Origin of the sequence: Actinomyces massiliensis 4401292, from assembly GCF_000269805.1 — a bacterium.
Classification (GTDB): Bacteria; Actinomycetota; Actinomycetes; order Actinomycetales; family Actinomycetaceae; genus Actinomyces; species Actinomyces massiliensis.
In genome coordinates this window covers 226,607-250,037 of sequence record NZ_JH711482.1, presented here as the reverse complement: position 1 = coordinate 250,037, position 23,431 = coordinate 226,607, and the positions used below count along the sequence as shown (strand labels likewise).

At 65.9% G+C, this 23,431-nt stretch carries 19 protein-coding genes; 1 reads left to right on the top strand and 18 read right to left on the bottom strand.

Annotation, left to right across the window (positions count from 1 at the left end):
* Position 1: 1 nt before the first annotated feature.
* The 18 genes from W5W_RS0109510 to W5W_RS0109425 form a co-directional block, all read right to left on the bottom strand.
* Positions 2-1,312 carry a dihydroorotase gene (locus W5W_RS0109510; RefSeq protein ID WP_017195235.1) on the bottom strand — a complete coding sequence of 437 codons (1,311 nt, stop codon included), beginning with the start codon at positions 1,310-1,312 and terminating at the stop codon, positions 2-4.
* Positions 1,309-2,295 (bottom strand): aspartate carbamoyltransferase catalytic subunit, encoded by a 987-nt coding sequence (locus W5W_RS0109505; protein WP_008731271.1) that lies wholly within the window; start codon positions 2,293-2,295, stop codon positions 1,309-1,311. Before W5W_RS0109505 ends, W5W_RS0109510 begins: the two co-directional genes overlap by 4 nt.
* Positions 2,292-2,900 (bottom strand): bifunctional pyr operon transcriptional regulator/uracil phosphoribosyltransferase PyrR, encoded by a 609-nt coding sequence (gene pyrR, locus W5W_RS0109500; protein WP_008731281.1) that lies wholly within the window; start codon positions 2,898-2,900, stop codon positions 2,292-2,294. The genes W5W_RS0109505 and pyrR overlap by 4 nt, the downstream gene beginning before the upstream one ends.
* A gap of 156 nt (positions 2,901-3,056) precedes the next feature.
* On the bottom strand, positions 3,057-3,656 hold the full coding sequence (locus W5W_RS0109495) for a hypothetical protein (RefSeq protein ID WP_154650320.1): 600 nt from the start codon (positions 3,654-3,656) through the stop codon (positions 3,057-3,059).
* A 694-nt stretch (positions 3,657-4,350) separates the two neighbouring features.
* Positions 4,351-4,959: a transcription antitermination factor NusB gene (gene nusB / locus W5W_RS0109490; RefSeq protein WP_008731279.1), complete on the bottom strand. Its 609-nt coding sequence runs from the start codon at positions 4,957-4,959 to the stop codon at positions 4,351-4,353.
* A 5-nt stretch (positions 4,960-4,964) separates the two neighbouring features.
* Positions 4,965-5,528, bottom strand: coding sequence for an elongation factor P (gene efp / locus W5W_RS0109485; protein WP_008731289.1), 564 nt, complete (start codon positions 5,526-5,528; stop codon positions 4,965-4,967).
* Between the two features lie 253 nt (positions 5,529-5,781).
* A complete protein-coding gene (locus W5W_RS0109480) occupies positions 5,782-6,459 on the bottom strand; it encodes an FMN-binding negative transcriptional regulator (RefSeq protein ID WP_017195233.1) in 678 nt (225 codons plus the stop codon).
* A 152-nt stretch (positions 6,460-6,611) separates the two neighbouring features.
* A complete protein-coding gene (locus W5W_RS0109475) occupies positions 6,612-8,219 on the bottom strand; it encodes a YfcC family protein (protein ID WP_029574225.1) in 1,608 nt (535 codons plus the stop codon).
* 221 nt (positions 8,220-8,440) lie between these two features.
* Positions 8,441-9,019: a shikimate kinase gene (locus W5W_RS0109470; RefSeq protein WP_017195231.1), complete on the bottom strand. Its 579-nt coding sequence runs from the start codon at positions 9,017-9,019 to the stop codon at positions 8,441-8,443.
* Positions 9,016-10,905: a 3-dehydroquinate synthase gene (gene aroB / locus W5W_RS0109465; RefSeq protein ID WP_017195230.1), complete on the bottom strand. Its 1,890-nt coding sequence runs from the start codon at positions 10,903-10,905 to the stop codon at positions 9,016-9,018. The genes W5W_RS0109470 and aroB overlap by 4 nt, the downstream gene beginning before the upstream one ends.
* Positions 10,902-12,149, bottom strand: coding sequence for a chorismate synthase (gene aroC, locus W5W_RS0109460; RefSeq protein WP_017195229.1), 1,248 nt, complete (start codon positions 12,147-12,149; stop codon positions 10,902-10,904). Before aroC ends, aroB begins: the two co-directional genes overlap by 4 nt.
* Before the next feature lie 95 nt (positions 12,150-12,244).
* Positions 12,245-13,192, bottom strand: coding sequence for a shikimate dehydrogenase (locus tag W5W_RS0109455; RefSeq protein WP_029574222.1), 948 nt, complete (start codon positions 13,190-13,192; stop codon positions 12,245-12,247).
* 5 nt (positions 13,193-13,197) lie between these two features.
* Positions 13,198-14,463 (bottom strand): endolytic transglycosylase MltG, encoded by a 1,266-nt coding sequence (gene mltG / locus W5W_RS0109450; RefSeq protein WP_008730025.1) that lies wholly within the window; start codon positions 14,461-14,463, stop codon positions 13,198-13,200.
* Positions 14,463-14,933: a Holliday junction resolvase RuvX gene (gene ruvX / locus W5W_RS0109445; protein WP_017195227.1), complete on the bottom strand. Its 471-nt coding sequence runs from the start codon at positions 14,931-14,933 to the stop codon at positions 14,463-14,465. Before ruvX ends, mltG begins: the two co-directional genes overlap by 1 nt.
* 12 nt (positions 14,934-14,945) lie before the next feature.
* The gene (alaS, locus tag W5W_RS0109440) at positions 14,946-17,645 is read right to left on the bottom strand and encodes an alanine--tRNA ligase (protein WP_017195226.1); all 2,700 of its coding nucleotides are present in this window, start codon (positions 17,643-17,645) and stop codon (positions 14,946-14,948) included.
* A 155-nt stretch (positions 17,646-17,800) separates the two neighbouring features.
* Entirely contained in the window at positions 17,801-18,424 is a 624-nt protein-coding gene (rpsD, locus tag W5W_RS0109435) for a 30S ribosomal protein S4 (RefSeq protein WP_017195225.1), read from the bottom strand.
* A gap of 193 nt (positions 18,425-18,617) precedes the next feature.
* On the bottom strand, positions 18,618-19,463 hold the full coding sequence (locus W5W_RS0109430) for a sulfite exporter TauE/SafE family protein (protein WP_017195224.1): 846 nt from the start codon (positions 19,461-19,463) through the stop codon (positions 18,618-18,620).
* Positions 19,460-20,863 (bottom strand): replication-associated recombination protein A, encoded by a 1,404-nt coding sequence (locus W5W_RS0109425; protein ID WP_017195223.1) that lies wholly within the window; start codon positions 20,861-20,863, stop codon positions 19,460-19,462. The genes W5W_RS0109430 and W5W_RS0109425 overlap by 4 nt, the downstream gene beginning before the upstream one ends.
* Positions 20,864-21,050: 187 nt before the next feature.
* Between W5W_RS0109425 and W5W_RS0109420 the strand changes: the two genes are divergently transcribed.
* A complete protein-coding gene (locus W5W_RS0109420; protein ID WP_008730057.1) occupies positions 21,051-23,393 on the top strand; it encodes an MMPL family transporter in 2,343 nt (780 codons plus the stop codon).
* Positions 23,394-23,431: the final 38 nt, after the last annotated feature.

Genomic DNA, 23,431 nt, shown 5'->3' with positions numbered 1-23,431 from the left:
CTCAGGCTGCTTGCGTGGGAACCGGAGCCCCGTCGAGCACGGTCGCCCGCCCGTGCAGGAAGGTGGCCCGGACCTGACCGGGCAGTTCCATGCCGGCATAAGGGGTGTTCGCCGAATGCGTCCACTGCGCTCCGCCATCGACGATGCGCCGCGTCTCCGGGTTGACCACGGTGACATTCGCGGGCGCACCCACTTCGAGTCCCTGTCCCTGGTTGGCCAACCGCCCGATCGCAGCCGGTGCGCTGGACATCACCCGAGCCAGGTCGCGCCAGCTCATGCGTCCGGAAGACACCATGGTCTCGATCAGGATCGGCAGTGCCGTCTCCAGCCCCGTCATGCCGAAGGCGCCGGCCTGCCATTCACAGTCCTTGTCCTCCAGCGGGTGGGGGGCGTGATCGGTGCCGACCACGTCGATGGTGCCGTCAGCCAGGGCCTCCCGCACCGCCTCGACGTCCTCGGCCGTGCGCAGCGGCGGATTGACCTTGTACAGGGGCGAGTACGTGCGCGCCATCTCGTCGGTGAGCAGCAGGTGGTGAGGAGTGACCTCAGCGGTCACGTCGATGCCGCGGGCCTTGGCCCAGCGGATGATATCGACACTCCCGGCAGTCGACAGATGGCACACGTGCAGGCGACTTCCCACATGCTGTGCGAGCAGGACATCGCGGGCGATGATCGACTCCTCGGCCACGGCCGGCCAACCGCGCAGGCCCAGCTCGGCGGAGACGACGCCCTCGTGCATCTGAGAGTTCTCCGTCAAGCGAGGATCCTGAGCGTGCTGGGCGATGACTCCGTCGAAAGACTTGACGTACTCGAGCGCACGGCGCATGAGAACGGGATCGGCGACGCACTTGCCATCATCGGAGAAGACCCTCACACGGGCCGCCGAATGCGCCATGGCACTCATCTCGGACAGGTGCTTGCCCTCCAGTCCCGCGCTCACGGCGCCAACAGGATGGACGTCCACCCAGCCGGCCTCGCGCCCCAGGCGCAATACCTGCTCGACGACGCCGGCGCTGTCCTGCACGGGGGTGGTATTCGCCATGGCGAAGACAGAGGTGTACCCGCCCACGGCGGCTGCACGGGTGCCGGTGAAGACGGTCTCCGCGGATTCACCGCCGGGCTCGCGCAGATGAGTGTGAATATCCACGAGGCCGGGAAGAGTCACCAGGCCGTCCAGGTCGTGGCGCACGGCATCGGCTGGAGCCTGAGCGGCGGCGTCGGGCCCGATTGCAGCGATGACTCCATCGGCCAGGAGAATGTCGGTGGCATCCTCACCGTAGGGGCGGACACCGGTCAGAAGATGGGAGGTCACAGCTGGTTCCCTTCGTCGGCGAGGAGGAGATAGAGGGCGGCCATGCGCACGGACACGCCATTGCCGACTTGTTCGATCACGCGCGAGCGAGGGTCGTCAGCGGCCTCCGCGGTGATCTCGAGGCCCCGGTTCATCGGGCCGGGGTGCATGACGATGGCATGCTCGGGCATGACCGCGCGCCGAGCGAGGTTCAGGCCGTATGCCTGCGAGTACTCAGCAGGACTGGGAAAGAAACCGCCGCCGGCGGCACTCATGCGCTCACGCTGAACGCGCAGCATCATGACGGCATCCGGCTGGACAGTCTCGAGGGCCTCGTCCAGATCGAAGGAGACATCACAGGTCCAGTCGTCCATGCCGACGGGCAGCAGGGTGGGAGGGGCCACGAGGGTGACATGAGCGCCCAGGGCGGTCATCAGATCGACATTGGAGCGGGCCACCCGGGAGTGGAGGACATCACCGACGATAATGACCTTCGCCCCGCCCAGGTCCCGTCCCCGCGGGGCTGGAGAGCCGTCTGCGGCGGTACCGTCGGGCGCGTACCAGCGGCGCAGAGTCATCGCATCCAGGAGTGCCTGCGTAGGGTGCTGGTGGGTGCCGTCGCCCGCATTGAGCACGGGCACGTCGATCCAACCGGCATGTGCCAGCAGATGGGCGGCTCCGCACGCGGAGTGGCGGATGACGACCGCATCGGCGCCCATGGCCATGATCGTCTGGGCGGTGTCCTTGAGGGACTCGCCCTTGGATACCGACGACCCCTTGGCGGAGAAGTTGATGACATCCGCGCTCAGCCGCTTGGCGGCCGCCTCGAAGGACAGACGCGTGCGGGTGGAGTCCTCGAAGAAGAGGTTGACAATGGTCTTGCCCCGCAGGGTGGGCAGCTTCTTGACGGCATGGCGCTGTGTGGCGGCCATCGCCTCAGCGGTGTCGAGAACCATCACGGCCTCGTCGTGAGCCAGGTCCTTGGCGCTCAGCAGGTGCTTCATCGGGCGTTCTCCTCGGAGGCCACGTTGTGAATGGTGACGGCGTCCTCGGCGGCGCCCAGCTCGGTCAGCGAGACGACGACCTTCTCGGTACGGGAGGTCGGCAGGTTCTTACCGACGTAGTCGGCGCGGATCGGTAGTTCGCGATGCCCCCGATCCACCAGGACGGCGAGCTGGACGGCTCGCGCGCGCCCGATCGAGCCCAGGGCGTCAAGAGCGGCGCGGATGGTGCGCCCAGAGTAGAGGACGTCATCGACCAGGATGACGGTGCGCCCCTCCAAGGTATCCCCGGGGATGAATGTGGGTTGCGGAACACGGATCGGGTGACGCCCCAGATCATCGCGGAACATCGTGATATCCAATGTTCCGACCGGAACAGCCGCGTTGGCCGGCTGAGAGCCGGTCAAGGCGGCGTCCTCCGCCAGCGCGATGCTCAGGGCCTCGCCGAGTCGGCGAGCCAGTGGAACACCTCCGGAGGGAATCCCGAGGAGAATGACATCGTCAACGCCGCGATTGCGCTCAACGACCTCGTGAGCGATGCGAACAAGGGAGCGCTTGACCTCGGCTGCGCCGAGTATCCGCTTCCCGGTGGACTGATCTTCGGCCACGATAAGTGGACCTCCTTCTCCGCCTCACTGGACGGGCTTCAAGGATGTCTGACGCGACTGATCTTAGCGCTTCTTCCCGCACCTGGGCACATCAACCAGTCCCCCGGGAGCAGGACGAAGCTCACAGCTCTTGTGGTACGGGTTCTACGCAGGCGCTCATGCGTAGGGAACCTGCTTCTCGATCGAATTGTCCAGATTCCGGATTTTGATGACGAGAGCGATATGGGCGAAGAGGAGTGCCAGCCCGAGAACCGCCGCCAGTACTAATATAGAACTCCAGCCGGAGGGATCGTATCGATCCGCAGAGGCGACAGCTGCGAAGAAAAGCATGACGGATGGAATGCCCTGCAGAACAGACGCGGTGAGAAGAGCACCCATGACGCCTCCACTACCGGCCGACTGCTCGGATTGCGAGCCCGATCCACGCATGTTCGCCCTGATACATGCTGCCAAGGACAGTCCGAACGCCGTGGCCCAGGCCAGCGCGACCAGCCAGGGCAAGACGAAAATGCCCAGCATGACGAACCGCACCGCGGCCACCGTGGCCTCCTCAGTCCAGGAGCCGCTGGTACTGATCGCCCAGATGATGCCCAATGCTGTCAGGACCTGGAATGCCACGGAAATGAGCCCGGTGATCGCCGCACCCAGTCCCAGGCCCCGGGTAACCCGCCTGCCCTTCTCCGCAACTTCTTCGGGATTGGGCGGCGGGACTATGACCATGGGTGCGGGCACTGCCGGCACGTATGCGACTGGCATCCCGGCAGCCGGACCGTAAACCGGCATAACCGGCCCACCGGAGGCGTGAGGCGGAACCTGAATGCCGTTGTTGGGCACCGGCCCGCCGCTGTACGGCCCATTGTGCGGCGGCGTCGCAGGGGGAGTGTAAACCGGTCCGTCAGCACGATACGGGTTTCCATGAGAAGCTTGAGAATCCACTGCGTAAGGGCCGGAGTCGTACGGTGGTGGATACTGCCCCATGTTCGATTCCTTCAAGTGCGTCATGACGGCGACAGCCCCACTGCGAGCATCCGCCTGAAACTGGTATGTGCTTATCCGTCTTCACCATGCCCCTAGGGGCATGGGGCCTGAGGCCCTGGAGTCCCAGGCGCCGAGCGAAGGTCCACGAAGGTCGGGGATCGGTTTTCGGTGCACCCGCACGGTGCATGGAACGTTCATGGAACGATCGCCAAGACGACCGCCCTGAGAGAGCAGGAAGACGAGTACAGCCTAGACGCTGATCCAGCGGTGTCGATGGGGAGCAGTGACCAGCAGTGATCAGCACAGACCAACAGCGGACAGCACTGACCGTCACTGGCCAAGACCGACTCAAGACTCACCAAGACCGTAGTCTCCCTTCCGGAGGAGAACGATATCCACCAGGACCACGGCGCTAAATGGCGGCGCGAAGAAAAGAGAAGAGCGTATCGACGAAGAGCCCCTCGTCCGGCTGTCAGCGCAGAGTGTCGGCGAGATCTCCGATGCGACCGAGCAATCCGTTCAGGAAACGAGGAGAGTCATCAGTCGAGAGCATACGCCCCAGCGTCATGGCCTCATCGACGGCCACGGGAACGTCGACGTCGTCATTCCACACGATCTCCCACGTGGCCACCCGCGCAATCGCACGATCGACCGCCGGCATGCGGGCCAGCACCCATCCCTGGGAATAAGTCTCGATGATCTCATCGACCTCACCCAGGTGGTCCGCCACCCCGGACAGGATCTCTCGGGTGTAAATGGGCGCTTCGGTGTGGTTGGCTGAATTCACAGCCCGCTCGGCCGCGAATCGCCGCAGACGATCTCCAGCTCCGCTGGAATCGGCGTCGAGCTCTTCCCCATCATCGGGCTCGCGGCCGGCGGAGCCCAGCAGGCCGCGCTGGTCCGCTTCGAAGAGGATCTCGACAGCACGGCGACGGGCCTTGGTGCGAGCAGTGACGGCATGCTTGCTCGCACTCTTCGAAGGGCTGTCCCCGTTCACTGCATCTGCATCGACATCGACGGACTCGTCCTGATCGACGTCGCCCTCAACATCACCCGTGTCGTCAGCCATCTCGGTGGCCATGGACGTCAGTCAGTGACGCGGTTGATGTAGGAGCGCGACCGGGTGTCAACCTTCACCTTGTCACCGGTGTTGAGGAACAGCGGAACCTGAATCTCGGCACCGGTCTCGAGCGTGGCGGGCTTGGTCCCGGCCGAGGAGCGGTCGCCCTGCAGGCCCGGCTCGGTGTGCGCAACCGTCAAGACGACGGCAGCGGGCAACTCGATGAACAGGACATCGTTCTCATGGAAGGCAACGATGACGTCCTGGCCCTCGAGCATGAGATCAGCCGCCTCGCCAACGGTCTCCGCCGTCACGTAGGTCTGCTCATAGGTCTTGAGGTCCATGAAGACATAGCCCTCGCCGTCCTTGTACGAGTACTGCATATCACGACGGTCAACGGTGGCGGTCTCCACCTTGAGACCGGCGTTGAAGGTCTTATCGACAGTTTTGCCGGACAAGACGTTCTTGATCTTGGTGCGCACGAAGGCGGGCCCCTTACCCGGCTTGACGTGCTGGAACTCGACCACCTGCCACAACTGGCCTTCGAGATTGAGCACCAGGCCGTTCTTCAGGTCGTTCGTCGTTGCCACGGGCGGATTCCTCACTGTTGGGGGACGTGTGCGAAGCACATTGAGTACTGAGAGTATCGAGAGTACTGAGAGTACGAGTGCCGCAGTACACGAGTACACGGAGACGGCGCGAGTCTACCGCGGACGCGGGGGCTCTCCCCGGCGCGCTTCTGCGAGGCCGGTCACGGCAGCCGATCGAGCGCCCTCGGATGGTCGCGCCTCAAAACCTCACTCAGTACCTCAATGCCTCAATGCCTCAAACGTTCCAAATGCCTCAATGGAAACTGCCCATGTCCTCACCGAGAGCCTTGGCCTCCCGCAAACGGGCCAAGGTGGAGAAGCGCTGTTCAGCGTATGGCAGAGACACCGTCCGGAGGAACTCCGCCATTCGGTTCTCCCCCTGCCGTTCGAACTCGTCAGCGAGACCGCGAATGTCCTCGGGGTGACGATTCTGGCTCATCTTGGCCTTCCCCCGCACGTCGTCCATACTCACCTCCACAGCCACAATGGCCCGGGCCATGCGGCGGAGCTTCTCCTGGCCGACAGGCGTCAGCACGTCGTCGTCCTCCATCACCTCGGTGAGTCTGCGAGCCGCCGTCAAAGCGGCCTCGGAAGTGGAATCGATGCGCACCGCACCGCGCACGTGGATCGTGATGTAGTCCCACGTGGGCACATTCGGTTTGACCGCATTGGTGGCGTACCAGCGCGGCGACACATAGGCATCGACATCATCCAGAATAACGAGTCCCGGACCGATGATGGGCTCGGCGACCTGAGGATTGTTCTTGACGAGATGGGTGACCAGGGCGTTCGCCCCCTCATCGACGTAGAAGGGCGCCATCGTGGCCTCCGGGCCCGCGGCATGGACAGTCACGAGGTTTCCGACTCTCGGTTGGGCCAACAGCTTGCGCGTGTAGTCCTCGGGCAGCGAGAAATGTCGCGGGACGTACATGCGCAGAGCCTAGCCCGCACTGAGGCGGTGGAACAGCGCAACTTCACCGGGGCGAGCCACAACCGGCCGGATGGAGGCGAACCGATCTCGAGCAGGATCGCCTCGGCGAATCAGAGAGGAATTCAGAGAACCAGGCGCCCCCCCCCAGGCGTTCACGAGTAGACGAGCACCTGCGCGACGAGCATCGCACCTCCGAATCCCAGGACGAACACGACCATCGGCCACACGAACCTCAGCCAATGCTGGTACTTCATGTCAAGCATCTGCAGCGTGGCCATGACAAGCCCGGTCGGAGCGAGGAACAGCATCGCGTACTGCCCCCACTGGTAGGCGCACACGATGATGAACCTCGGAATCCCGACCGTGTCGGCCAGCGGGGCGAAGATCGGCATCGCCAGGACGGCGAGTCCCGATGACGATGGAACCACGAATCCCAGGACGAAGAAGATCAGCAGCATGACCAGAATGAACAGGGGACCGCTGGTCCCCTCCACGACATGCGATGACGCGTTGAGCAGCGTATCGGAGATCAGACCCTCGTTCATCACCAGATTGATTCCTCGGGCAAGACCGATAATCAGTGATACCGCCACAAGAGCCGACGACCCCTCGGAGAAAGCGTCCACGAGCTGCTTCTCGGCGAGACGATCCTTCCCCGTCATTGCAATGAACATGATGATAATGCAGATCGCCAGGAAGGAGGAGGCCATGGTCGGGAACCACCAGCCCTGCGTCATTACCCCCCAAACCATCAGAACGAAGGCCGATACGAACAGGATGAGGATGATTCTCTTCCGCCAGGAGAATTCGTTCTGCTCGCCCTGGGAGTTCTGAGAGCCCATTGCCCAGCGTTCGCGGAAGGAATCCCGATCCTCCCAGGTGTAGGAACTCGACGGGTCGCGCCTGATCATCTTGGCATAGCGGTACAGGTAGGCGCACACGGCAATGCCGCCGATGATGCACCCGGCGACGCGCCACCACAGCCCTTCGGTGAACACGACACCCGCAGCGTTCGACGCGATGACGACCGAGAAGGGATTGATGGTCGACATCGTGGTCCCCATCGAACCGGCGAGGAAGATCGCGCCGACGCAGATGATCGAGTCGTACCCCATTGCGAGGAATATCGGTACCAGAATCGGATAGAAGGCAACGGCCTCCTCCTCCAGCCCGCATGCGGTGCCTCCCAGGAGCATGAGAACAGACACAGCCAGGACGAGCAGGAACTCGCGCCCCTTCGTCTTCTGCGTCAGGGCGACCAGACCGGACTCGAATGCGCCGGTGGCCTTGACCACACCGATCAGGCCTCCCAGGACGAGAATGAAGACGATGATGTCGATCGCCTCAATGGTGCCTTTGACCATCGAGCCAGTGATATCCTCGACCCCCTGCGGCTTCTGCGGCATGCGCTCATATGTGCCCGGAATAGACACAGGTTTATCGATAGAACCGGATGTGAACTTCTCAACCTCGATCTTGACGCCCAGATCGTCAAGATTCTCCTGAGTGGCCGGCATAGTCTCGACGTTCCCGGCAGGCGAGGTGATCTGAAATTCTTCCGATCCAGAATCGTAAGCGAGCTTCGAATAAGATCCCGCAGGCACCAGCCAGGTCGCCGCGACTGCGATAATGGTCAGGAAGAAAAGAATAGTGAACGCAGAAGGAACTCGTATATGAAATCCCTTGGGGCCAGGATCCGCACTATCAGCACTATCAGTGGTGAAGGTCTTGGAGCTCGTGGACGTCGTAGAATCGGACATTCTTTCTCCATTGAAACAGTGATGGCCGGCGAACGGTCTCCTCACAAGTCCGCTCACGCAGTAGGGAAAGGGTCGCCTGGCGGTGCTCCTCGCGTTGATCCTACCTTCGAGCTCGTCATACGTGCGCTCGATCTCGGAATCGGCCATCACCCTGCGGACCGCGACTCAAGCCGCAGATGGCGCGATTCGGGACCTGATACAGCCCGAAGCGCGACTGCGGATCAGCGTCCCGGACTGGACGCTGTGATCGCAGCGGCGGCCTGCCGCGGTGATATGTCCGTGGTGTCCACCCGCATCGATGCGAGCTCGCGGCATGTGGCTTCACGAGCATGCAGCATCTGGACGAACTCATGATGAACATTGCCCAGCGCCATCGACCGCGGCGCATTCAGGCCGTTTCGCGAGGCCAGGCATCGCACAGTCGCCGTCAGAGCCACGACCCGATCGCCTCTGCCCTCCGCGGCTCGCAGTTCTTGACGAACCCGTTCATCCGTGACACATCCCGATCCGAGCGCCACCACGCGTCGGTAGTGCTCGGCCTCGGCGAGAAGCCTGAGGGCCGCTGTGGACTCGACCACTCGGTACCGGGCCTCGGGGATCGCCACGAGAGCCAGCTCCGGACGCGTGCCCAGCTCCTGCGCGACCACCTCGGCGAGATCCAACATCGGCACTCCCCAGGAGGCGGCCAAAGTACGCCCAACAGCGCTGCATCCGGCGCCCGGCGGACCGATGAAGACGGTCGAGCCCGCGGCCGTCCCCATGGAGGCACCGCTACTCGCGCCGCCCGAGTCGGTGATCACGCCTCGTCCCCCGGCCCCGCTCCGGTCACCGCCTCATGGGCCTCGCGCAGCACAGCGAGGTCGGGGGTGACGCCGCGGGCGGGCAGGCCGATACCGTCGAGGACAACCATGCGGATCGCTCCAGCGCGTACCTTCTTGTCAGAGCGCATGATCTTCAGAAGCTCCTCGAAATGCCCTGCGCCCTCGGGGAAGGACACCGGCAGCCCCGCCGCCGTGAACGCCTGGCGGTGCAGGGCCAGAGCGTCACTGCCCAGGCGCTTCATGCGATGGGCGACCTCGGCGGCGAAGACACAGCCGACCGCAACCGCCTCACCATGGCGCCAGTGATAGCCGGTGGCAGTCTCCACGGCGTGAGCATACGTATGTCCGTAGTTGAGGATCTCCCGCAGCCCCGTCTCAGCGAGGTCCTTGCCGACGACGGCTGCCTTGACGGCCACCGAACGGGCGACCAATTCGGCGAGCACGGGCGAATCCCACCGAATGGCTTCGGCGGGATCGGCCATCACACGATCGAGGATGACGGGATCGGCGATGAGCCCGCATTTGACGACCTCGCCCAATCCCGCTCGCAGCTCCTCGACAGGCAGTGTCTCCAGAGCGGCCACATCGCACACGACGGCGGACGGCGAATGGAAGGCGCCCACTAGATTCTTGCCGGCTGCGGTATCGATACCGGTCTTTCCGCCCACAGCGGCATCGACCATGGCCAGCAGAGTCGTGGGGACCTGGACGACCGGCACGCCTCGAAGCCAGGTCGCCGCTGCGAAACCGGCCAGGTCAGTGGTCGCGCCCCCGCCCACGGCGACGACACAGCCGTCGCGCCCCATGCGCATCCGGCCCAGCCGTTCCCAGAGCATGTCCACCACTGCGCTGGACTTGGCCGCCTCGCCACTGGGAACGGTGATCCGCTCAGTTGTCAGACCTGCGTCGCGCAGACTCTCCTCGTACCGGCCGACGCGAGCAGCGAGTTCGGGGGCATGCACAAGAGCGACACCCCCGCCTCCCCCTCCAGGCGCCCCGGCGACCCCCCTGACCACTTCATCGGCCAGATCCCGACCGATGATGACCCGGTAGGGATGTGCAGTGGGCACTGTCAGACGCAAACGCCCGTCAGTCCCGGCCCGCAGGGGCTGAGACGGAGGTACAAGAGGCATACCGGCACCGGCCGCCCTCGGCTTGTCCGAGCCTGCACCTGCGCGCGACGTAGAGGTCTTCAAACCTGCCAGCGCCCGCGCGGTATGGGGTGCCTGGGCGCCGAGTCCCACCAGGATGAGCGCCGCCACCTGCTGGGGGGTCAAGCCATCAGTGGGAACCGTCAATGTGGCGACATCGGCATACAGGGGCGCACGCTGGTCGTGGAGAGCCTGCATCCGCGCCAGAACCGCAGAATACCTACCGGACGTGTCGGGATTCGCACGCGTCGCCCCCCGCGCGACATGCAGCGCGTCCTCGGTGGTATCGGAATCCGCTTCGGGCGCCACCAGCGGTCGGCCAGTCCCGTCACCGACATGTGCGGCAGCCGTCTCGGGCGAGGCCATGAGGTGCACCACTGTGCGACCGCGCAGCAGGGAGCGATTCTCGTCCCGCAGGATGGCGCCCCCTCCCAGTGCGACCACGCCCTGAGCCGACGCCGGGGAGTCGAGAACCGCATGCAGTGCACGCGTCTCTCGCCTCCGGAAGCCCTCTTCTCCCTCAGCGGCGAAGATCTGCGGGACGGTCATGCGGGCGCGTCGGCGGATCTCAGCATCGGTATCAGTGACCTGCAATCCCAGAGCCGAGGCGAGCAGCCGCGCCACTGTGGTCTTGCCGGCACCGGGCAGCCCCACCAGGACCAGCGGGAGATGCTCCGGGTCGAGAGTGACATGAGGAACGGGACGGCGACTCATCGCTCTTCTCCCTCCCATCGGGTGCGCTCAGCGATGCGAGCGAGATAGCCCTCCAGGTTGCGTCTGGCCTCGACCACGCTGTCCCCGCCGGTCTTGACCAGCAGCGCGTCCGCCAGGACGAGCGCGACCATTGCCTCCGCGATAACGGCTCCGGGCACGACCGCAGTGGTATCGGAGCGCTGGTGCAACCCGCTGGCCGCTTCGCCCGTGTTCATGTCCACGGTGCGCAGCGCCCTGGGAACAGTGGAGATCGGCTTGTAGGCGGCGCGCACGCGGATCGGGGCGCCATTGGACATGCCCCCCTCAATGCCGCCGGCCCGATTCGATCCGCGCACGATGCTGCCGGCTGCGACATCCAGGATCTCGTCGTGGGCACGGCTGCCCCGGCACGCGGCCTCGGAGAAGCCATCACCGATCTCGACTCCTTTGACCGCCTGAATGCTCATGACAGCCGCGGCCAGACGGGCGTCGAGGCGCCGGTCCGCCTCGACATGCGTCCCCAGCCCTATGGGCACGCCCGAGGCGATGACCTCCACCACGCCGCCGAGGGTGTCGCCCGCCTTCTTGGCGGCGTCGATCTCGGCGATCATGGCGGCCGACACGGCCGGGTCGATGCACCGCACGGGATCAGCGGTCAGCCGTTCCTCATCATCCGGCGTGGGGCGAGCCGCCTCATCGGGCAGCGCCGCTCCGCCAATGCGCACAACGTGGCTGACCAGTCGAATGCCGGCCACCTGCTCGATGATGGCAGTCGCCACCGCGCCGAGCGCAACGCGAGCAGCGGTCTCGCGCGCGGAGGCGCGCTCGAGAACTGGACGGGCATCGGCGAAATCGAACTTGAGCAGCCCGGGCAGATCCGCATGACCGGGGCGCGGCCTAGTCAGAGGCCGGTTGCGGGCGATCTCACGCGCATCCCCGGTACCGGCATCGCGGAGAAGCTCTGCGGGGTCGACGGGATCCGCGCTCATCACGGTGGACCATTTCGGCCACTCGGAATTCCCGATCTGCAGAACAATGGGGCTGCCGATCGAGCGTCCATGCCGAATGCCGCCCAGAATCGTCAGGCGGTCCTGTTCGAAGGCCTGGCGAGCGCCCCGTCCATGGCCGAGCCTGCGCCGAGCCAGAACCTGCTCGATCCGCTCGCTCGTGATCTCCACGCCGGCGGGCACACCTTCGATAAGCGCAGTGAGGGCTTCCCCGTGGGACTCGCCAGCGGTCATCCATCGAAGCATGAGGATGATCATCGCACACCATGCCGCTCTCGCCGACGAGGCTGTGCATCGTGGCACCGCTGGGCGCCAGATCACGCAGGATTCGCCTCTGCAAGGCCTGGCGAGACTCAGCGATCAGCCACAGCGTTCTCGAGGGCCTCTCGCATGGGCGCAATCGGCGGGGTGAGCCCGGTCATGAGCGCGACTTGCGGCACGGCCTGGTGGAGCAGCATGAGCCAGCCGGGCACCGCATGCCTGCCGGTGGCCATCCAGGTGGCGGCCAGCGGTGTGGGCCACGACGCGTACACGACGTCGAGCATGATGGCGCGAGCCGCTCCCCTGGGGTCGAGGGCCGCCGCCAACGGCTCGACGAGCATGTCGGCGGCGCCCGCAGGCAGCGTCGACACGACGATGTCGGCACGTGCGCAGGCCTCGGCGACAGTCTGATCGGACTTGGCGTCTCCGGGATTCCAGGTCAGAAGGGTGACATCCAGGCCCATGCGATGCGCTGCTGCCGCGGCACGTCCAGGACCCGCATGCCGGCGAGCGGCCACGACCAGATCCGTGGCGCCGATCTCGGCCAGGGCTGCGAGTGCCGAGCATGCGGTCGCTCCCGACCCGAGCACCAGGGCCCGCGCTCCACCGCCGGCAGCGGTGCCGTCATCCGCATCCGCCGGCGCCGCTTCCCGCAGAGCACCGACGATCCCGGCGACGTCGGTATTGAAACCGGTCAGCAGCGCCCTCCCGGTTCCCGCACGCTGGGCGACGACGGTGTTGACCGCACCGGCCACAGTGGCCAGCGGGTCGACGGCGTCGAGCATGGGAAGCACTGTCTGCTTGTGCGGCATAGTCACGCTCAAGCCCGCCCAAGCGGGCTCAGTGGTGCTCGGAGCAGCGACCTCAGCCAGTATCGCGGGCAGATGCTCCGGGTTCACTTCCCACAGGTCGTACATCCACCCCTCCAGTCCGAGCATTCTGTATGCGGCTCGGTGCAGCACCGGAGACAGAGAGTGCGCGACGGGCAGACCGATGACGGCCGCACGGCGCGCCGAGTCGCCGGACCCTGGAGTGGTCACGGCGGTCAGCCGTCCGTCCCGGCCGAGGCCTCCGGAGGCTTGGGCGTGGCCGAGGGCTTCGGCCCCGGACTGGAGCTGCTGCCGTAACACGTGTCGTTGTGCGCCTCGCAGTAGGCGTCGAATTTCTTCTTGTTCTCCTCCTGCTCCTCATGGGTGGTGGCGAAGAGCGTCTCCCCGGTGTCGAGATCGACCGTGACGAAGTACAGCCAGTCGCCCGCCTCGGGGTTGAGCACCGACTTGATGGTCTCTTTGCCGGGGTTGCCGATCGGGCTGGGAGGCAGACCCTCGTGGGCATAGGTGTTGTAGGCGTTGGAGGCATCGGCGATCTGATCGGCCGTTGGGATTCCACCCGAACGTCCCACTCCGTACAGAACAGTGGAATCCATCTGAAGATAACCGCGGGTCGGCCCATCGGTGTCCCGCAAACGGTTGTCGATGACCCGGGCGACTTTCCCGTAGTACTCAGGGGTGGCCTCGCGCTCCACAATCGAGGCCTTGGTCAGCACGGACTCATAGTCCGCCTTCGCCACGCCCAGATCCTTCAAGCCTTCGATGGTGGTGGAGACCATTGAGGCGACAATGTCGGTCGCCGAGGCGTCATCGGCAATATCGTAGGTTCCAGGCGCGAGCCATCCCTCGACGTTGCCGTTGGCCGCTTCGGGCAGGCCGATGGCATCGGTGGCGCCGAAGGCCTCCTCGACCTGCGCGTCCGTGTAGTGGCCGACACTCTTGAGGCGCTCCTTGACCTGAGCCTTCGTCGCCCCCTCGGAGATGTTCATGGTGTGATCGGACTTCGATGCCGGGTCCAGCAGCATGGCCACGGCGTTATCCGCCGACATGCCACTGCGCAGCGTGTAGGTGCCCGGCTGGATGTTCCCGGAGTTGGCGTTCTTCGCATAGGCGTTCGCGAAGGCGCCGGCGGTCTTCACGACACCGGCGTCCGCGAGGATCTGGGCAATGTCCTTGCCAGAGGAGCCATCGGGGATCTCAACGACGACCTCCCCCTCGCCGGCGCCCTCGTAGTCCTGGGGTCCGGTTATAAGGGAGGCGATTCCGCTATTCCAGTAGGCCATAAAGCCGACCCCGCCCGCAACTGAGAGAACGAGCACCAGGATGAGGACGGTGATCAGCCGGCGCCTGCGCTTCTTGCGGCGCCGAACACGCTCCTCCCGACGCTGAGTACGAGTCGCATCGAGACGACCGCCCGCGGCCTGGTTGGGTTCACGCGGCTCAATACCCAGCTGAGTGAAGAAATCGTCGTCCTGGCTCACTATCTGTCTCTCCGGATCGGGGGGACGAGCTCGCCCGCCGGGGCGTTCGTCATTCGCTCTATATCAAGGGCTTGATCGAGGATAACCACAGCCGCAGCCTGATCAACGACCTTCCGAAAACTCGCCTCCGTTCGACCGGATTCGTGAAGCTCTCGGTGGGCCGTCACAGTGGACAACCGCTCGTCTACCAGACGCACGCTCATTGATGTGACCTGTGCCAACTCGTGTGCCCACCTCCGGGCGTCCTCGGTCGAGGCCGACGAACCGCCATTCATACGACGTGGCAGACCGACGATCGCCTCAATGGCATCGTACTCCTCGATCAGATCGGCAGCCTCCTCAAGCTCAGCCCCGAAACGGTCACGTTTCAGTGTCATTACCGGTACCGAGAGAATGGCCTGCGCATCGCACCGGGCCACACCGATTCGCACCTTGCCGACGTCGAAAGCCAGCCGAGCCCCAGAGCGCACGTCGCCCCGCGCTCACACGAGCTCGCCGGCGATCGCCGCCAGGGCGGCGTCGATCTTGCGAACGTCCTGTCCGCCTCCCTGCGCGAGATCGTCCTTGCCCCCGCCGCCGCCGCCGAGAACAGCTGCGGCGGTGCGCACGAGCGCTCCCGCCTTGGCCCCGACGGCGCGGGCGGCGGCGTTGGTGGTGGCCACCACGAGGGGCCGGTCGCCGGCCGTGCCCGCCACCGCGACGACCACGGGCTCGGAGTCGGCCAAGCGCCCGCGCACGTCCAGAGCCAGGCTGCGCAACGCGTCAGCCGAGCCAACGGCGCCCACGTCTGCGGTCACCAGAAGGAAGTCGCCCTCACGGGTGGCCGAGGCCGCGATCTCCGCAGCGCGCGAGGCCAGTGCGGCCTGCTGGGCGGCGGCGAGCTTCTTCTCGGCCTCCTTCAGGCGGCTCATGAGGGATTCCACACGCCCCGGCAACTCCTCGGGTCGCCCTCCCACCAGGGTGGACAACTGGGAGACCAGCGCGTGCTCCTTGTGCTGGAAGCGATAGGCCGAGTCCGCCACGAGGGCGTCGATGCGCCGCACGCCCGAGCCGATGGAGCCTTCGGAGAGCAGCGCGATCCGACCGATATGACCGGTGGAGGGCACGTGGGTTCCGCCGCACAGCTCCTTATCGAAGTTCTCACCGATGGTGACCACGCGCACGTCCTTGCCGTACTTCTCACCGAATAGGGCGATGGCGCCCTGCCGGCGGGCCTCCTCCAGTGGCATCACCTCAGTGGCCACCACGAGGTCCTCGGCCACCTTGTCGTTGACCAGTGACTCGATGTCGTCCATCTGAGTGCCGCTGACTGCCGAGGAGTGGCGGAAGTCGAAGCGGAGTCGTGCCGGCGAGTTCTCGGAGCCGGCCTGCGGGGCGTCCGGGGAGACCACGTGGCGCAGGCCTGCATAGACCATGTGCGTGGAGGTGTGCGCCCGCGCGATGGCCAGGCGACGCACAGCATCGATCTCTGCGTAGGCGCGCTCCCCCACGGCCGCCGTGCCCTCGGTGAGAGTGCCGCGATGGACGAACAGCCCCTTGACTGGCGCCTGGACGTCGAGAACCTCGATGACGCCCCCGTCGGCCAGGCGGATGGTGCCGTGATCGGCGAGCTGGCCGCCCATTTCGGCGTAGAACGGGGTTCGGTCCAGCACGACCTCGACCTCGGCCGGAGCGGTGGCGACGGGCTGGGGCCCGCCATCGACGAGTAGACCGGTGACGACGGCGTCGGCCGCCGACTCGGTGTAACCCAGGAAAATCGAAGGCCCCCCCATGGACTTCTGAATCTCGTGGAAGACGCGCACGTCGCTCAAGCCGGTCTTCTTGGCGCGGGAGTCAGCGCGGGCGCGCTCCCTCTGCTCCTCCATGAGGACGCGGAATCCGTCCTCATCGACTTCCACGCCCTGCTCGGCGGCCATCTCCAGAGTCAAGTCGATGGGGAAACCATAGGTGTCGTGGAGGGCGAAGGCGCGGTCGCCGGCCAGTACGGGCCTGCCGGATCGATTCTTGGCCTCGGCCACCGCTGTGTCCAGAATGGTCGTACCCGCGGTCAGGGTCCGGCGGAAGGCGTCCTCCTCGGCGTAAGCGACCTCGGAGATAGTGGACCAGTTGGTGTCGAGCTCCGGGTAGGAGGCCTTCATCGCCTCCTTCGACACGGTCAGAAGTGTTGGCAATGAGGCGGAATCCACACCCAGCAGCCGCATCGAGCGCACCGCGCGGCGGATAAGACGGCGGAGCACGTAACCGCGCCCGTCATTGCCCGGGCGCACGCCGTCGCCGATGAGCATGAGCGAAGAGCGCACGTGGTCGGCAACCACCCGCATGCGCACATCGTCATGGTAGGCATCGCCCGCCTCAGGGCCGGCCGCGCCGAGACCGTAGGTTCTCCCGGACATCTCCTGAGCGGCAGCGATGACCGGATACACCTCATCGATCTCATACATGTTGGGCTTGTCCTGCAGGAGGAAGGCGAGGCGCTCCAGACCGGCACCGGTATCGATCGCGGTCCGGTCGAGCTTGCCCACCAGCTCGAAGTCGTGCCCCTTGCCCTCGCCGCGCACGAACTCGTCGAAGACGAGGTTCCAGATCTCCAGGAAGCGGTCTCCCTGCACGTCGACCTCCGGGCCCCCGTCCGGGCCGTAGGCGGAGCCGCGGTCGTAGTGGATTTCGCAGCAGGAGCCGGCCGGTCCCGGCTGCCCCGTGGACCAGGAGATCTCCTCGAACGGGAGCTTCTGGACGCGTTCGGCCGGGACCCCGATGACCCGGGTCCAGTGATCGAAGGAGACCTGATCCTTCTCCCAGATCGTCATCCACAGGCGGTCGCCGTCCAGACCGTAGCCGCCCTCGTCCGTGGAACCGGTCAGCAGATTCCAGGCGTAGTCGATCGCCCCCTCCTTGAAGTAATCGCCGAAGGAGAAGTTGCCGTTCATCTGGAAGAACGTTCCGTGCCGAGTGGTCTTGCCGACATTGTCGATGTCGTTGGTGCGGATGCACTTCTGCACACTGGCGGCCCGGGGCCACGGCGCGGGTTCGGTGCCCAGGATGTAGGGGATGAACGGAACCATGCCCGCCACGGTGAACAGGATCGAGGGCTCCGGGGAGACCAGGGGCACGGAGGGACGGATCTCGTGGTCGTTCGCGGCGAAGTAATCGAGCCAGCGAGTACGGATCTCAGAGGTGCGCATGGAGTTCCTCGCAGTGTGTGTCGTGTATGAGCGGCAACTGCATCCAGGGGCCGTCGAGAGCCGAGCGGGAGAGAGCCGAAGTGAGAGTACCGCGAAATGCAGCGATGCCCCGAACCGGCGAACGGTCCGGGGCATCACATCTGATGACGCGGAGATCAGCGAGAGTAGTACTCAACGACCATCTGGACGTCACAGGTCACGGGGACCTCATCGCGCTTGGGCCGGCGCACGAGCGTGGCGGACAGCTTCTCCAGCTCGACCTTGAGGTAATCGGGCACGGGGGGAAGGACGTCGCGGTGGGTGCCGGCGGCGGCGATCTGGAAAGGCGTCATCACCTGGGAGCGCGGGCGCACCTGGATGGTCTGCCCCGGCTTGACGCGGAAGGAGGGGCGGTCGACAACCCTTCCGTCGACAAGGATGTGACGGTGAACCACAACCTGGCGAGCCTGGGCGATGGTCCGGGCGAAGCCCGAGCGAAGCACCAGGGCGTCCAGGCGCATCTCGAGCAGCTCAACCAGGGACTCACCGGTCAGTCCCTTCTCACGCCTGGCCTCCTTGAAGACGCGCTGCAGCTGCGCCTCCCGGATGCCGTACTGAGCGCGCAGGCGCTGCTTCTCCTTCAGACGGACGGCGTAGTCGGATTCGGCGCGACGACGGGCGCGACCGTGCTCGCCCGGACCGTAGGGGCGCTTCTCGAAGTAGCGCACGGCCTTGGGGGTGAGCGGAATGCCGAGAGCGCGGGACAGACGCACCTGGCGGCGGGAGCGGGAGGAGCTCATGAGTTCTTCTTCCTGTCGGAATGGATCGCATGTCACGGACGGGCGCCCGCGGCACGGGGTCAGCCTGTATTCGCTGTGGTAGCCGTGTTCGGCCGAGACCCCAGGACAGCAGCCGCGCACAGCGGCAGCGCGGGAACTCTACCGACCGTTGGCCGCGAACCGCATCTCACAATCCCGGGTTGTGAGCTGATCCTCAGTCATGAGGCCTCAAGCTCGTGCTCACCGCTGCGGCTCGGGCGCGCTGACGAGCACGCTCCTTGCGCAGCATGTTGATGACGACGCTCACGAGGAAGAGGTCGAACAGGACGGATCCCGTTGCCGGACTGATGCGGGCGGCCACCGCGACTCCGACCGGGGCGGCGATCACCGCTCCGATTCCGACGAGCAATCCGGACGTCAGGTCCACGATGCCGTGCTTGAGATTGGTCCATGTTCCAGTGACCGCGGTCGGGATCATGACGAGCAGCGAAGTGCCCCGGGCGAGAAGGTCGCCCACACCGATGACGAGCTCGAGACCGGGCACAATGACACTGCCCCCGCCCACACCGACGAGTCCCGACAGGATGCCGGCGACTGCTCCGACGGCGATCAGCGCGATGGCGCGCGGCCCGTCAAGCGTGAGCGCCGCCTCGCGAACGGGCACGCGCAGTCGCATGGAGACGGCCACGAGGACTGCGAAGCCGATGAAGATCCAGGGCAGCACGCGTTCGGGCAGGCGTCGCAGCGCCAGAACACCGCCCTGCGCGCCGACGAGCGCGCCCACGACGAGGAGACCCGCAGCGGGGAGCGAGACCTCGCCGCGGATGCCGTAGGAGGCCGAACCGGTGACGGCGGTCAGCACGATGGCGGCCAGAGAGGTGGCCGCAGCCCTGCGCTGGCTCATGCCGAGCACGCTCATGAGCGCGGGAACGATCACCAATCCCCCGCCCACGCCGAACAGGCCGGACAGGAACCCGGCGCACACTCCCGTGGCCAGAACCAGACCGGTCCTGCGCATGGCGCCGCCCCTGGAGGAGGGTGATGCGGCCGCCTCGCTCATCGCTGATCCAGGATGCGGCGCACAGCCTCGACCCGGGAGGCGAGTTGCTTCTCGAAGCCGTTGCCGGTCGGCTCGTAGTAGCGGCGTCCGGCCAGCTCATCGGGCAGGTAGCGCTGAGCGACGACGCCGTGCGGGAAGTCGTGCGGATACAGGTAGCCCTGGCCATGCCCCATGCGCTCGGCACCCGCGTAGTGGGCGTCACGGAGGTGGAGCGGGACATGAGTGCCCTCGCCCGCGCGCACATCCGCCAGAGCCTGGCCGATGCCGACCGTGACCGCATTCGACTTCGGCGCGGTGGCGACCGCCAGGGCGGCCTCGGCCAGGACCAGTTGCGCCTCGGGCATCCCGATGAGGGCGACCGCCTGCTGGGCGGCCACCGCGGTGGACAGCACGGTGGGATCGGCCAGGCCCACATCCTCGGCCGCTTGGATCGTGATGCGCCGCGCGATGTAGCGGGGATCCTCGCCGGCCGCCACCATTCGCGCCAGGTAGTGAAGGGTGGCATCGGGATCAGAACCGCGCATGGATTTGATGAATGCGCTCACGACGTCGTAGTGCTGATCCCCCTGCCGGTCATAACGCACGGCGGCAACATCGACGGCGCGCTCGACATCCTCCAGGGAGACACGGGGCAGGGGCCGATCGTCACCCCGATCCGTTGCGACCGACGCCGGCTCCTGGGCCGATGCGTCCTCCGTCAGGACCGCACCGGCCGCGGCCTCGAGAATGGTCAACGACTTGCGCGCATCCGATCCGGCCATGCGCACGATCTGCTCACGAGCATCATCATCGACGACGACCTCGCCGCGCAGTCCGCGCTCGTCGATGACTGCACGATCCACCAATGCGCGGACCGCCTCGGCGCCCAGCGGCTGAAGAGTGAGCAGCAGGGATCGGGACAGGAGCGGCGAGACCACGGTGAAACTCGGGTTCTCCGTGGTGGCGGCGACGAGGGTGACCCAGCGATTCTCGACGCTGGGCAACAGGGCATCCTGCTGGGAGCGCGAGAAGCGGTGAACCTCATCGACGAAGAGCACGGTCTCCTCGCCGCCGGCGAGCCTGCGCCTGGCATCCGTCACGACCTGGCGGATGTCCTTGACCCCTGCGCTCACCGCCGACAGTTCGACGAAGCGGCGCCCGCTGCCCCTGGCGACGAGATAGGCCAAGGTCGTCTTCCCCGTACCCGGAGGCCCCCACAGGACAATGCTCGACACACCCGCGCCGCGCTCCTGACCTTGGGGCACGTCGACGAGGCGGCGCAGAGGCGACCCGGGTGCGAGCAGATGATCCTGACCGACGACCTCATCCAAGGAGCGCGGACGCATGCGCACGGCCAGCGGAGCGCGGGCGTCCATCGGAAGTCCGGCATCGTCTGTTCCGGCGCTCTCGAACAGGTCCATACCCGCAGACCCTAAACCCTCCGCAGCGCCCGCAGCGTCGCAGTATTCACAACATCCCCCAGCATCCCCAGCATCCCCAGCATCGAGAGCGTTCAGGGCCGCATCGGCGCCGGAAGCCGGACACGAGCCTCGGATCAGCGGGCGATCCTTCAACAACATGGGGGCATGGGTCTGCGACAATGCAGTCATGCTCGTCTGGCTCTCCCGTCGCGTCGTCAAGGACGCCTGGTACGTCGTCGGTACATGGGCGGTGCTCGCTGTCACGCTTCTCGCTCTTTCGCTGGGCGGTCCGGGCGGAACCGGCCTGTTCGGACGGCTCGAGGCGGGCAACTCGTCGGCTTCGGGCACTCAGAGCGCCCAAGGCGAGCAGATCCTGCGTACTCTGGCCGGCGACTCGCAAACCGTGAGCCTGCTGGTCACCGGCATCGACATCTCGGACACGGGGGTCCAGAAGGAGGTCGCTTCCGCCCTGACTGGAGCGCACACGGATCTGCGGGCCCTGGTGGGCGAGCAGAATGTCCTGGATCCCTTCGTCGTTCCCGGCATGCTCTCCGAGCCCGCGGCACAGGCCCTGGCGTCCACAGAGCTGGACGGCTTCCTCATGATCGTGACCGTCAACCCCAACGGTGACAAGGTCGCCTCTGCCAGCGACAAGGCCTATGCGGAGGAAGTCGCCGCCGTGACGCACAAGGTCGAGGAGCGACTGCGCGCGATCCCCGATGAGCTGCACTCCATCAGTCCGGATGCGACCGGCGTCGTCTCCGACAAGGCGCTCATGTCGCAGACGGTCAACGACCAGGTCGAGAAGGACCTGATCCGGGGAGAGATCATCGCCCTGCCCCTGGCGCTGCTGGTCATGGTGCTGGTCTTCGGAGGCTTTCTCGTGGCGGGCATGCCCCTGATCGGCGCGCTGGCGTCGATCGCCGGCTCCCTGGGCGTGCTGTACGCGCTGAGTTTCTTCACCGATCTGCAGTCCTTCGTCGTGATCATCATCTCGGTCATCGGCCTGGGGCTGTCCATCGACTACGGGCTGTTATTGACCTCTCGCTACCGCGAGGAGCTCGCCCGCAACCGCGATGACATCGAATCCACGTGGGACGGACGCCTGCGTCGACGACGCACCGGTCGGCGCGATCCGCTCATCGCCCAGTGCATGACGACGACGCTGGCCACAGCCGGGCGCACTGTGCTGTTCTCCGGACTGACAGTGGCCGTGGCGCTGCTGGGCCTGGTGCTCATGGGAACCAACATCCTGTGGTCCATCGGTGTAGCGGGCATGGCCGTCGTTCTGATCGCCATCGCCGCGGCCCTGACGCTGGTTCCAGCTCTGCTGGTGCTTCTGGGGCGAAGGCTCCTGCACCCATCCCTTCCCCAGCGACTCCTGAGATCGACCGCGCGCCGGCGGCCAACAGGCGGCATCACCCCCGAATCCGGGATGTTCTCCTGGGTCGCCCGACAGGTCCACCGAATGCCCTGGGTAGTCCTCGTCGCCTGCGTGGCACTGCTGGTGGTGCTGGCCTCACCGTTGCGCGGGCTGCACATGCTGACCTCCACCACCGAGCTTCTACCGCCCCAATCCGATCAGCGAACGTACTTGACGGCTCTGCAGACCGATTATTCGACGGCCGCGGAGGAGGACGCCACACTCATTGTGGCCGCGACCGGAGAACGGGTCACGTCGTACATCAACGACCAGGTGGCTTCAACGGACGGTGTTGTTCAGGTGCTCCGATTGGCGACGGCCGGCGACTACACCGTGGTGTACCTCGATCTCGAAGGCGACGCCTCCTCAGTCACCGCCGAGCACGCCGTCGCCGGGATCCTGGCTCTCGACGCGCCTGCCGACGCCTGGGTCACGGGCCAGGCCGCCAGCCAGTACGACTTCCATCAGATCATTATTCATGGGCTGCCCTGGGCGGTCGGGCTGCTGGTGGCGGCGTCCTTCGTGCTCCTGTTCCTCATGACCGGCTCCGTGCTCGTGCCGTTCAAGGCGCTGCTGATCAACACGATCTCATTGGCGGCGTCACTCGGCGTCCTGGTGTGGGTGTTCCAAGACGGCCACCTCAGTGGGCTGCTCGGCTTCACCCCGATCGGCGGAGTCGAGGCGTATGTGATCGTGACAGCGGTCGGCGTGGGCTTCGGCCTGGCGATGGACTACGAGGTCTTCATCCTGGCCAGGATCAAGGAGTACTGGGACGGCGGAGACGACAACAACACTGCGGTCGAGAGGGGGCTGCAGCGGTCAGGGGGAGTCGTGACCTCAGCAGCCCTCATCATGATGATCGTCTTCCTCGGTTTCGTATCGGGCGACTTGCTCATCGTCAAGGAGATCGGCCTGGCCCTTGCGGTCATGGTGGCGCTGGACGCCACCGTGGTGCGAATGCTCCTGGTGCCCGCGATCATGAGCCTGCTCGGACGTTGGAACTGGTGGGCGCCGGGCTTCCTGCAGAACATGCGCGATCGCTACACGGAAGAAGCGGAGGAGGCAGCGGACCTGGGGATGAGCACGAGGCCCTCGGCCGCAGTCTGAGTCGGCAATGAGTCAGCAGTAGGTTCAGCGCCGAGTCC

What these genes read in the sequence shown, in the direction of transcription:
- W5W_RS0109495 (WP_154650320.1), bottom strand. Translation starts at nt 3,656, where the DNA reads ATGCCAGTCGCATACGTGCCGGCAGTGCCCGCACCCATGGTCATAGTC.
- aroC (WP_017195229.1), bottom strand. Translation starts at nt 12,149, where the DNA reads ATGATCATCCTCATGCTTCGATGGATGACCGCTGGCGAGTCCCACGGG.
- alaS (WP_017195226.1), bottom strand. Translation starts at nt 17,645, where the DNA reads ATGCGCACCTCTGAGATCCGTACTCGCTGGCTCGATTACTTCGCCGCG.
- W5W_RS0109430 (WP_017195224.1), bottom strand. Translation starts at nt 19,463, where the DNA reads ATGAGCGAGGCGGCCGCATCACCCTCCTCCAGGGGCGGCGCCATGCGC.
- nusB (WP_008731279.1), bottom strand. Translation starts at nt 4,959, where the DNA reads ATGGCCACCGAGATGGCTGACGACACGGGTGATGTTGAGGGCGACGTC.
- rpsD (WP_017195225.1), bottom strand. Translation starts at nt 18,424, where the DNA reads ATGAGCTCCTCCCGCTCCCGCCGCCAGGTGCGTCTGTCCCGCGCTCTC.
- W5W_RS0109480 (WP_017195233.1), bottom strand. Translation starts at nt 6,459, where the DNA reads ATGTACGTCCCGCGACATTTCTCGCTGCCCGAGGACTACACGCGCAAG.
- W5W_RS0109425 (WP_017195223.1), bottom strand. Translation starts at nt 20,863, where the DNA reads ATGGACCTGTTCGAGAGCGCCGGAACAGACGATGCCGGACTTCCGATG.
- W5W_RS0109475 (WP_029574225.1), bottom strand. Translation starts at nt 8,219, where the DNA reads ATGTCCGATTCTACGACGTCCACGAGCTCCAAGACCTTCACCACTGAT.
- aroB (WP_017195230.1), bottom strand. Translation starts at nt 10,905, where the DNA reads ATGAGTCGCCGTCCCGTTCCTCATGTCACTCTCGACCCGGAGCATCTC.
- W5W_RS0109420 (WP_008730057.1), top strand. Translation starts at nt 21,051, where the DNA reads ATGCTCGTCTGGCTCTCCCGTCGCGTCGTCAAGGACGCCTGGTACGTC.
- W5W_RS0109505 (WP_008731271.1), bottom strand. Translation starts at nt 2,295, where the DNA reads ATGAAGCACCTGCTGAGCGCCAAGGACCTGGCTCACGACGAGGCCGTG.